The organism is Bacillus sp. RHFS10 (assembly GCF_016757475.1).
GTDB lineage: Bacteria > Bacillota > Bacilli > Bacillales > Bacillaceae > Bacillus > Bacillus subtilis_G.
On the sequence record NZ_JAESPO010000002.1, the window covers coordinates 552,800 to 564,380 of the forward strand.

General features: G+C 35.0%; 9 protein-coding genes. 5 read left to right on the top strand and 4 right to left on the bottom strand.

The window, feature by feature from the left end; all coding sequences use genetic code 11:
- Window positions 1-2: 2 nt before the first annotated feature.
- From JMN17_RS09495 to JMN17_RS09510, 4 genes are all read right to left on the bottom strand, one after another.
- Complete coding sequence (locus tag JMN17_RS09495; protein ID WP_087991723.1) at window positions 3-1,028, bottom strand: ribitol-5-phosphate dehydrogenase; 1,026 nt, start codon at window positions 1,026-1,028, stop codon at window positions 3-5.
- Complete coding sequence (locus tag JMN17_RS09500; protein WP_087991722.1) at window positions 1,025-1,738, bottom strand: IspD/TarI family cytidylyltransferase; 714 nt, start codon at window positions 1,736-1,738, stop codon at window positions 1,025-1,027. Before JMN17_RS09500 ends, JMN17_RS09495 begins: the two co-directional genes overlap by 4 nt.
- A gap of 88 nt (window positions 1,739-1,826) precedes the next feature.
- Window positions 1,827-2,978: a CDP-glycerol glycerophosphotransferase family protein gene (locus tag JMN17_RS09505; protein WP_087991721.1), complete on the bottom strand. Its 1,152-nt coding sequence runs from the start codon at window positions 2,976-2,978 to the stop codon at window positions 1,827-1,829.
- Window positions 2,979-3,072: 94 nt separating this feature from the next.
- On the bottom strand, window positions 3,073-3,846 hold the full coding sequence (locus JMN17_RS09510) for a WecB/TagA/CpsF family glycosyltransferase (protein WP_087991720.1): 774 nt from the start codon (window positions 3,844-3,846) through the stop codon (window positions 3,073-3,075).
- Between the two features lie 508 nt (window positions 3,847-4,354).
- Between JMN17_RS09510 and tagD the strand changes: the two genes are divergently transcribed.
- From tagD to tagG, 5 genes are all read left to right on the top strand, one after another.
- A complete protein-coding gene (gene tagD, locus JMN17_RS09515) occupies window positions 4,355-4,744 on the top strand; it encodes a glycerol-3-phosphate cytidylyltransferase (RefSeq protein ID WP_087991719.1) in 390 nt (129 codons plus the stop codon).
- A 96-nt stretch (window positions 4,745-4,840) separates the two neighbouring features.
- Window positions 4,841-6,031 (top strand): CDP-glycerol glycerophosphotransferase family protein, encoded by a 1,191-nt coding sequence (locus JMN17_RS09520; protein WP_087991718.1) that lies wholly within the window; start codon window positions 4,841-4,843, stop codon window positions 6,029-6,031.
- 35 nt (window positions 6,032-6,066) lie between these two features.
- Complete coding sequence (locus JMN17_RS09525; protein ID WP_202327946.1) at window positions 6,067-9,291, top strand: CDP-glycerol glycerophosphotransferase family protein; 3,225 nt, start codon at window positions 6,067-6,069, stop codon at window positions 9,289-9,291.
- A 17-nt stretch (window positions 9,292-9,308) separates the two neighbouring features.
- On the top strand, window positions 9,309-10,523 hold the full coding sequence (locus JMN17_RS09530; RefSeq protein WP_202327947.1) for a glycosyltransferase family 4 protein: 1,215 nt from the start codon (window positions 9,309-9,311) through the stop codon (window positions 10,521-10,523).
- 214 nt (window positions 10,524-10,737) lie between these two features.
- Window positions 10,738-11,565: a teichoic acids export ABC transporter permease subunit TagG gene (gene tagG, locus JMN17_RS09535; RefSeq protein WP_010328803.1), complete on the top strand. Its 828-nt coding sequence runs from the start codon at window positions 10,738-10,740 to the stop codon at window positions 11,563-11,565.
- The last annotated feature ends 16 nt before the right edge of the window (window positions 11,566-11,581 follow it).

Genomic DNA, 11,581 nt, shown 5'->3' on the forward strand with positions numbered 1-11,581 from the left:
GTTTAAATGTCCCATTCAATAACAGTTTTTCCCCAAGATGAAGTCAAATCTGCTTCAAACGCGTTAGTAATTTCCTCAATACTGCGTACTGGGAAGCGTCCGCCTACTAATGTTTCTAAATAATCAACGACTTCAGGGTATTGAGCTAAAAAGTCGACAGTACGGGCAAAATCCTCGCGTCCGCTGCGGCTGCTGCCGATCAGCGTAATTCCTTTTTCAAGCACCATTCTCGTTTCAATTTCAACAGGGTATTCTGACACGCCTAAGAGCGCTACACACGCTTCGGGATGAACTTGGGCAATGATCTGATCAATTGCGCTTTCACTGCCGCGTCCGCCTACACATTCAAAGGCATGGTCGATTTTGACATCCTCAGGAATGTCGTTAATTTGATATGCTGCGTCAACAAAAGAAAAATGATCAAGCTTGTAAGGCGTTTTTCCGAAAATAAACACTTTGCTGTCTGGATATTTCTTCTTCAGAAGAAGCGTCATGATAAATCCGAGATTTCCGTCTCCCCATACACCGAATGTGTCACGCTTCTTATGCGCCATACGCTCAAATCGGGAAAGCGCATGAACTGCAATCGTAATAAGCTCAGTAAAAGCTGCGACATGCGGATTAATGCTGTCCGGAAGTTCAACGAGCCGATCCGGCGCCATGAACATATAATCCTGCATAAATCCATCATAGCCGCTTGAACGGAACCTGCTGGAACGCAGGTAATTCTCCGCAATGACCTCATGCTCTTCAACCGGTGTATTCGGCACCATAACAACCCGGGTTCCGACTTTAAATGTGCCTGTCGGATCAAACATGACTTTTCCGATTCCTTCATGGATGAGAGCCATCGGCAATTTTTTATCCATGGCTTCTTTGCCGCGTGAACCAGTATAATAGCGCTGGTCGGCAGCACAGATGGATAAATGGGTGGGCCGGATGACGACCTTATCTGAGTGGACAACTTTATCTTTATACGTCACTTCAAATTGTCGGGCAGAAACTAAACGATACGTTTGATTAATCATTGTGAAATTCGCTCCTGTAAAATGGCATTAGCCACTTTTAAGTCATATGGTGTCGTTACTTTAATATTAAAGACTTCACCGCGGACCAGCTTCACTTTTTCACCTGCTAACGAACAGATCTTACATGCGTCAGTCAGGACAGCTTTTTGTTCATCTGACAGCTTGTTATAAAGCTCGACCAATTTGCTGATCCGAAAGCTTTGCGGGGTTTGCCCTTGGTACATGTTATCGCGGACAGGGATATCAGAAATGAATTCCTGGTCTTCTGAAGCAATAATCGTATCAATGGCAGAGATCACAGTATCCACCGCACCGTATTGAAGAACCGCATCAATATTTTCATCAATAATGCGATGAGTCAGAAATGGACGCACAGAATCATGAGTAATGATCACGTCATCATCCTGAATGCCGAATTCTTTTTCAATATAGCGGATGCCGCTCATAATAGACTCATTACGGTCGCTGCCGCCTTCAACGACAACCAGGCGATCATTAGGCCCCATGAATTTTTTTAAAATGTCTTTTGTATGGTTAATCCACTCTTTAGGTGAAACGATTAAAATCTTATCAAAACGGTCATTTAATAAAAACTTTTCAACCGTATGAATGATAATAGGGCGTTTATTTAACGGCAAAAACTGTTTTGGCATATTGACGTTCCCCATGCGGGAACCTTTTCCACCGGCTAGAATCTCAGCATAAATCATAAAATGACTCCTTCCTTACTACAACTCATAATGTTTTATAAAAGGTTTTCATATTATTTGCAATACCGATCTCTATTATATATAGGGATCAGTATAATTTCTCGTTTATATAGCTTAAAAGCTGTTTACTGGCATTCCCTCTAGAGTATTCATTCCATTCACGTGAAAAGCGCTCTACTTCTGATTGGAGCTTGTCCATATCTTTCAGCTGGTCCAAGAGCATTCCAGAATCACAGCAAGGAACCCCGGGGATCACCTCTGCATAATTCCGAATTAAACCGCGGGTTCTGTTGTAATCCTCCAAATCATACGTATAAAACAAAATGGGTTTGTCCAGCAATGCGAATTCAAAAGGGACAGAAGAATAATCCGATATTAACAGATCGCTCATTTTCAAAAGGTCTGCAAGAGGGAGAGCTGACACATCTTTTATCCACGCACTATCTTCAGGTAATTCAGCAGATTGCTTCATAACAGGATGAAGTTTTACCGCAAGTAAATATTCTTCTTTTAATTCATGCTGCAGCTGCTTTTCTGAAAACGGCAGAGAAAAGCTTTCGAACTGTCGGTCCCTAAAGGTCGGCGCATACAGTATAATTTTTTTCTCCGCCGGCAGATGATATTTGCTTTTAAGATCATTGCTGCTTTCCCGCGTCTCATTGTAAGCATCAGTTAAAGGCACACCAAACCGAAGAAATGGATCACCTTTTATGTCGAAAGATTCCTTGAATATGTCAGCCATATGTTCAGAACCGACGACAATCCGGTCAAATGAAGCATACACTTTGCGAAAGCGGCTTATATCAGACCGCGAACGGTTCTGTGTGTTGATGTCCTTTAACCCAAATCTCTTAAATGCCCCGTTTGCATGCCAAACTTGGATACACTCGATCTCAGACCTGCTGGCCAGAACGGTCGTCAAAATAAAATAGTTATCAACAATCACAGTCTTACTGCTCAGCATAGAAAAGACCGCTTTACATATATGAAGCGGGTGTTTTTCGTTAATAACCGAAACAGTAAGTGAAGGAAATTCTTTTTCCAGCGACTTGGCATGCTGGGTCAGCAGCACATGAATGGGAAATGAAAAGTGTCCCTTCTGGTATTCCTTTAATAGTGCACGGGCATTATCAGGAAAGGAAACCAGAAGCGTCACTTCATTGCCCGGTTTGACCCAAAACAGCAATGTGCCAATGGTTTTGATGAACAAATAATAAAATAACGCAATCCAGGATTTCAATCTGTCATCACTTCAAAAGGGCTGTCACAGATTGTCCTCGAGCTCAGCGAAAGATTCATGCATTTCATTACATACCATAGCTCCTTTAAGCCGATTACAGATGGCGTGACTGATCTTTGACCTGCCCCGTATATTGCGGCTTTGCTGCAGCTCGTTCATGCTTCAGCACGGCTGTAACATACTTAGGAATGCTCAGCATTCTTCTCCAGCGCGCAGGATTGGTGATCAGCCTGTACATCCATTCAAGATGGAAACGGATAAAAAATGACGGCGCTCTTTTGACATTGCCGCTGAACACATCAAAGCTTCCGCCCAGCCCTGCAGCAACAGCCTGAGGGAATAAATGGCGGTATTGATGGATAAAGAACTCCTGATTAGGATAACCTAACGCAACAAATACCATATCTGGATTTGCGGCCGCAATCTGGTCCGCCACCTCACGTTGATCCTTCACATAGCCGTCAGAGTATCCGGCAATTTCAATCCCTGGATAATCACGTTCGACGCGCTCAATTGTCTGTGCAATGACATGCTTAGCCGCACCGTAAAAGAAAACCCGCTTTTTCTTTTGATTTGCTTTATCCAACAGCGACGTAAACAAATCATAACCGGCAATTCTGGATTGAAGCGGCTTCCCGATTAACTTCGAAACCATCACAACACCAATGCCATCCGGCAAAATAAAATCAGCAGACGAAAGAACCGCTTCATAACGCGGATTCTGCATCGCTTCAAATCCGATTTCAGGATTCGCTGTTACGATGAACGCACCTCTATTTTGGTCCAAATATGACGTTTCTAAATGTGATACAAATGAAGTTAGTTCACCGTCTACAAAATCTAATTGATTAATGGGTTTTGTTTGCATCGTAACCAACCCTCCTTTTCATCTATATGTCTATAAAAAACACGTGCCATTCGTATAGTTTCATTAAAGCCTCTTTGCCTGAAAACATCTTACTCTATCTTACCACAAAAATCTTTAGGAACTTTTAACATTCACATTACAATTCCTTCACGTTTTGACGATGAATTAATATGAGGAGGGCGTACAGAATAAATGACGCAGCAGAAAGAAAATCGTTTCGTTTAAAAACGTGACAAAAGAATCAATTTTTCCGCAAAAGAAAACTTGTTATAATGGGGATAGTTGAGACAATAGTCCTGTGAATTTTATACATCAATACAACGGTAATACCAAAAAATGCTGGTGATTGACATTTTTAAAGTGCCTTAACTTTTATAGGAACTTATGCTATTATTGTTCAATATTAAAGGTACGTGAAAATTATGTCGAAATTATAAACAATCTGTTAAAGGTTTTGGTTTTTTTCTGTTACTCTCAGTTGAAAACGCTTGGAAGGTGATGTTATCTAATGAAGAAAGTGATAACGTACGGAACATTTGATTTATTTCACTACGGACATATGAAGCTGCTGGAAAGAGCAAGAGATCTGGGTGACTATTTAATTGTAGGATTATCTACAGATGAATTTAATCTTCAAAAACAAAAAAAATCGCATCATTCATTTGAACATCGAAAGTTCATTTTAGAAACGATCGATTTTGTTAACGAAGTCATTCCCGAAAAAAACTGGGAACAAAAAATCTCAGATATCCAAAAGTATAAAATCGACACATTTGTCATCGGCGATGACTGGGAAGGGAAGTTTGACTTCTTAAAGGAATATTGTGAGGTCGTTTACCTTCCAAGAACAGAAGGCATTTCAACTACCCAGATCAAAAAAGACATGGCTAGTTTATAGAAGTACTAACTAAAAGAGGCTTGAAGTAAATTTCAGTTGCTTCTTTTTTTCTTGTTTGCGCAAAGGATAAATTTTTCACTCTTTAAGGAGTTCATGATGAAATCTTTTATTTTAAAAAAATGCAGAAGTTCATTAATTAGGGTCTATTCAGTCCTTTTTAAGATTTTTGCTCTTCTGCCAAGAAACAACAAACTCATTTTATTTGAAAGCTATTCTGGAAAACAGTTTAGCTGCAACCCCCGAGCAATCTACGAATATTTACAGGAAAATAAAGATCAATATGATTATAAATTGATATGGAGTATTGATAAACGGTATTTATCGGCATTAGACGGCGTTGATGCTCCATATATCAAAAGGTTTTCTCTTAAGTGGACTTGGTACATGGCTACAGCGAAATATTGGATTACAAACAGCCGGCTTCCTTTATGGATTCCAAAACCCAAAAACACACTGTATATACAAACGTGGCACGGCACTCCGTTAAAAAAACTTGCCAATGATATGGACGAAGTGCACATGCCCGGAACGACAACTGAAAAGTATAAACAGAATTTTCTGCAGGAAGCAAATAAATGGGATTTTTTAATTTCTCCTAATGCCTATTCGACTGAAATTTTTAAACGAGCATTTCAATTTAAAAAACAAATCTTAGAAACTGGTTATCCGAGAAATGATTATTTATTTTCGCCAAAAACAAATGACGAGAAAAATGATATAAAACAAAAGCTTGGTATGGATATAAATAAAAAAGTTATTTTATATGCGCCTACTTGGCGGGATAATTTATATCATAAAAAAGGCGCTTATAAGTTCGATATACATTTGAATTTGAAAAAACTAAAAGAACATCTAGGTGAAGAATATGTTGTCATACTTCGAATGCATTATTTAGTAGCTGATGTTATTGACTTAGAGGGCTTAGAAAACTTTGCATATGACCTGTCTATGTATAAGGATATCCGTGAACTATATTTTGTTTCAGATATCTTAATTACTGATTACTCTTCTGTATTTTTTGATTTTGGGTCACTTAAGAAACCTATTATCTTTTTTGTTCCCGATATTGATATATACAGAGATAAATTAAGAGGGTTTTATTATAATTTTGAAAGTGAAGCTCCTGGACCGTTATTGATGACCACAGAGGAAGTTATTAAATCTGTTGATGATGTGGGAAATTTCGCTTACAGTACTAACGATAAATATCAGAAATTTCATAGCAAGTTTTGTTATTTAGAAGCAGGCGAGTCAACAAAGAGAGTTGTAAAAACGCTTTTTGGATAAAAGATAATTCAGCAAGCACAGAAAGGCGAGACTTAATGGACTACGGCATATATTTAATAAAGGTGAAAGTTGAAAATGAAAATATCTTATTTGATCTGAAGTGTGAAAAAAAAGATTTTTATGATCACTTTTTCAGTAGGATAGAGAATGTTGTTCTTGCAACTTCTAACAGGCATATAGATCTCTTATCGAACATCTCTTTACTTAGCGATGAAGGCATTATGAAAGTTGTTATCCCATTAGATGAGCTTAAGTCTTGTTCTGATAAAACAGTTTTTAAATTAAAACTTATTTTAGATAGAGATGAAATTTTTATTGATATCCTAAATCAGTTAAATGATACTTTTAAACTGGTTATTGACGGGTCTGTGCTAGAGTTGGCTCCTCAAGTGGATGGAAATTTAATCGTAAATAAAACAAGCCTTTCCGAATCGGCTTTTGTAATAGAAAATGTCGAAATGTCAGCAAATTGCACGACTTTTATTGGATCTCATACATTTTTGTTTTTAAATAGCACAGTCAAATCCATAAATTGTTATTTAGAAAACGAAGCAACAAAAGAACAATTAATAATACCGAAGAGCTCTTTAGTACTTTCAGAAGACTCAAGTTTTGAAATATCCTTAACACTGAAGGATTATCCTTTATATCAAGGGAATTGGTATTTTTATACTGAAGTTAAGGTAGGTAAATATCAGTTTGCAGTTAAAATAAAAACTGATATTAATACTGCATTACAAACAAAAGAGATGTTTACTGAAAATGGCCAACTCTTTGTTCATAATGTTTTCCAGACTCAAAATAAAGAATTGCTAATTCACATTTCTCAATTTGATGAACAGTTAATTCAGACTAAAATTCATCATTTAAGCATCGATAATAATGATCTTCATTTAAATTGTAAGATTACCCCAAATGAAGACGAACAGATTTTTATTAAACAGTTAGTTTTTCTCAATAGAAAAACTGAAGATAAGCACATAATTCGTCTGCAGGAAAAAGATTATAATAACGGCTTTTTACAGGTAAGTGTTCCTTTATTAACACAACGCTTTTTTGAAACTGATGGAATATGGGATGTTTATCTAGAGTTCGATACAAATGGATTAACAGTAAGTCAAAGATTATCATTTGATTCAGAAATTGATAAATCTACGGGTAAATTTATCAGTCTGCCAAAAACCATTTACAATTCTAATGGATTCATAAAAAGAGCACGTATGTATGCTACTTTAGATAACAACTTAGCGGTTCTAATAAAAGATTCAGCAATTTATGGAGAAATATCTTATATACATCATGATGGTGTTGATTTAATAGTTAAAGGTTCTATAGAGGTTTTAGATAAGGAATTTGAAATTAAAAACGTTTTTTTAGCTAATGAAAGTGAGCAGAAAATTCATTTTATTAATAACCTAGAAAAAACTTCTTCTTGTTGGCATTTTGAGAGCAGGCTTAACATAAAGAAAACAGATATAGAGGCAATGAATCATTATTTTATTTTTGATTTTTATATTTCAATTCTTGTAAAGGATCAAGAATATGCTGTAAAACTGAAGTCGAACTTAGACGATATTTTAGACAAATCACAATCTCATGTTTATCCGGAGTTTGTAATTAAAGATATAAAACCGTTCTCAATACAGCCCAAATTTAATCAATTAAATGAATTATCATTTGTTTTTTCTTCATATATTAACGCTGAATGCACAGATATAATCAGCAAAAATAAAGAAATAGAAATTCATTTGGCTATTGAAAAAAAGAATTTGATATACGAAAAAATATATTTGAAGTTAAAAGATAAGAATAGCCGCTCTGTTCTGCTTGAACCTTCGTTAAAACGGGAGCAGCAAGACTATAAAGAATTTGTGTTTTTATTAAGTGAAAACGAAGTTGAAAGTTATGGCTTGGAAAAACAAATGCAATACGATATCGGTCTGTGTTTATTAATTAATAATAAGTATGTTGAGTCATCAATAAAAATAAAAGATTTAAAACTAATAAATAGTAAGTCAACATTTAAATCTGGTGCAATTAAAATTAATAAGTCTCTCTTTTTGTCTGCTTTTATTGATAAAAGAAACGCTCTTTTAAAGCTAGAAATGAGAGATATAAAGGCTACTGAAAAGAAATCGGAAAAAATAAGGTTTCTAATTGCAGGACTAATTGCAAAAGTTTTAAAACCTTTTGTTAATAAACCAGTGTGGTTTGTTGGAGAGAATTTAGGAGAAGTCGCGCAGGATAATGGGTTTGCATTTTTTGAATACTGTGTTCGAAATAAAAATCAAGAAAAATACTATTATGTAAGTAAGAAAGATAATAAAAATCCTGATAACATTTCGAAATATCCGAAAAACATTTTAACCTATGACAGCTTTAAACATCTCGTATTTTATCATTTAAGTAAATATTTAATTGTAAGTCATGGTATAAGAGATGTTATTCCCAGTGTCATTCATAATAAAATGAGTGAAAACCCAAAAGAAGTCATCTATTTGCAGCATGGCATAATTGCAATGAAAAAATTGAGCTTTAATAGAAAATCATATAACAGTAAAATTAGAAAGTTTGTCGTTTCATCTGATCACGAAAAGCACATTTTAGTAAAGGAAATGAATTTTAAAAAAGATCAAATAATGGTTACAGGACTATCGAGATTTGATACATTGATTGACAACAGTAAAATGGTGAATTCCAAACAAATACTCCTTATTCCGACTTGGAGAGAGTGGATTGATGACTTTACAAGTTCCGAATTCTATCTCAATTACAGTGGATTTTTAAATAATAAGAAATTGCATAAACTTTTAGAAGACAAGAATATTATATTGAAGTTTTTTATGCATATAGAACTGCAGAAAAAATATAGTAATTATTTTAAAGATCTGCATAAAAACATAAAATTAGTAAAAGTCGGAGAAGAGAGCGTTAAAAGTCTTGTAAGTGAAAGCTCTTTAATGATAACGGATTATTCAAGCGTAGCTTTTGATTTTAATTATCTGGAAAAGCCTGTTGTCTTCTATCAATTTGATTTACCTGACTATTTACATTACAGAGGGTCTTATGTCAATTTAAAAACAGATCTATTCGGTCAAACAGCTTATACAGATGAAAGCTTATTGGAAATCGTTCAAAAGCAAATTGAAAATGATTTTAAGTATGAGAAAAAATATAAAGTGAAATCAAAGAAATTCTATAAGTATCAGGATAAACAAAATTCAGAACGTATTTATAACCAAATAAAAATGCTTAAATAGGAAAGGAGGAAAATATAGTGAAAATTACTTTTTTGGTTTACAATATTTATGGCATGGGTGGTACAGTGAGGACTGTTGCCAACACAGCTAATTATTTAGCTGCCCAAAACTATGATGTTGAAATTATAAGTGTTAGAAGAACTAGGGGTAAACCTATGTTTGATATAGACAAGAGGATTAAACTAAACCCAATATTTGATGCTAGAAGAGGAAAGCTCTTTGGTAAAAACACTCCTTTATACAAGAAAATCATTAAAAGAATTTTAATGAAGATACCAAGTGTGTTTATTGATAAAAATGAAGATCTATATCATATGTTTAATTTATTTGTAGATCTTAAAATTCTAAAAAAACTTTCAGAAATTAATCAAGGTGTACTTATAACGACTATTCCATCTTTTAATTTCTTGGCTGCTAAATTTGTTAATCGTAATGTCATTAAAATTGGCCAAGAGCATAAGTACTTTGGCGGGTATGAAAAGTCAATTCAAACGAAAATCAGAAAGTATTATAAACAGCTGGATGCTCTAACATGTTTAACTGATGCAGAGATTAATGATTATAAGCGCCTTCTAAATAACCATTCCACAGATTTATATAAAATAGAGAATGCAACACACATGCCAAAAGAGAGCTCAAACCTTGTCGAAAAAACAGTCATTGCTGCTGGGAGATTTGTTCATGAAAAAGGGTTTGACCTATTGATTGAAGCATTTGAAAAAGTGGCCCAAGAATATCCAGAATGGAAATTAAAGATTTTTGGTGATGGTGTGGAGAAGGATTCATTACGTCAAATGATATTTGATAAGAAGTTGTATAATAATGTTTTTTTAATGCCAAAAACAGATAATATTATCAAGGAGATGTCCAATTCCTCAATATATGCATTGAGTTCAAGAAATGAATCATTTGGGATGGTTATCATTGAAGCTATGTCGGTAGGGGTTCCTTGTGTTAGTTATTCTTGTATTGGTCCTGCTGAAATTATCAAAGATGGTGAAGATGGGGTATTAGTCAAAAGAAACGATGTAGACAAGCTAGCCGAATCTTTAACTACTATAATAAAAGAAGATAGTTTGAGGAAATCAATGGGCAGGAATGCTAAGGAAAATGTGAAAAGATACTCATTTGAAGTTGTAGGATCAAAGTGGGAAAATCTTTTGCATGAGCAAGAATTTAAAAAAAACAAAACTCCTTTAAAAAAGGTCTATTCTCAAATTGAGGTACAATAAAGCAGTAGTTAGTATTTCGAGACAAATATCTCGAAATACTTTTTTGTTTACTATAGCTATAATTAAATGAAAATGAAATGTGAATTTTTTTACTGACCTTAAACCTGCTATGATGTGAAAAAAAACTTATTATCTGTTACAATATTCACCGGTGCTTTCAAATTTCTTTAACCGAAAGATCCAAAAAATCATTTAAGTCTAAGGAAGATAAATAATGAATGCATTAGTAAGAATCGTAAAAGAGCAAGTGACATCGTTTCCTTTAATTTTGCGCCTGGCTTCGTATGAGACAAAGTCTCAGTATCAGATGAATTATCTTGGTGTATTATGGCAGTTTTTAAATCCTCTCATTCAAATGCTGGCGTACTGGTTTGTATTTGGTATGGGGATTCGCAACAGTAAGCCAATTTTAACGGGTGTCGGAGAAGTGCCTTTTATTGTTTGGATGCTGGCTGGTTTGATTCCATGGTTTTTTATTAGCCCAACTATACTTGATGGATCAAACAGTGTGTTTAAACGGATTAATATGGTCGCGAAGATGAATTTTCCGATCAGTTCACTGCCTTCTGTTGTGATTGCTTCAAATTTATTTAGTTATTTTGTGATGATGGGCATCTTTTTGATCGTACTTTTGACTAACGGAATTTATCCAAGTTTACATTGGATACAATATATTTACTACTTAGCCTGTATGATCATTTTTATGTTTTCATTCAGTTTGTTTAACTCGACGATAAGTGTACTGGTACGCGACTACCAATTTTTGCTGCAATCCGTAACAAGATTGTTGTTCTTTTTACTTCCGGTTTTTTGGAATATCTCGGAGCAGCTTGGGAAAAATCACCCGAACCTTCTGCCAGTGCTTAAGCTGAACCCGATTTATTATCTGATAGAAGGGTTCCGGAATACATTTTTAGACGGGCAATGGTTCTTCCAAGACATGAAATACACACTTTATTTCTGGCTGTTCACCTTCCTTTTATTGTTAGTAGGTTCTATCCTGCATATGAAATTCAGAGACAAGTTTGTTGACTTTCTTTAATACGTAAGGAGATTGT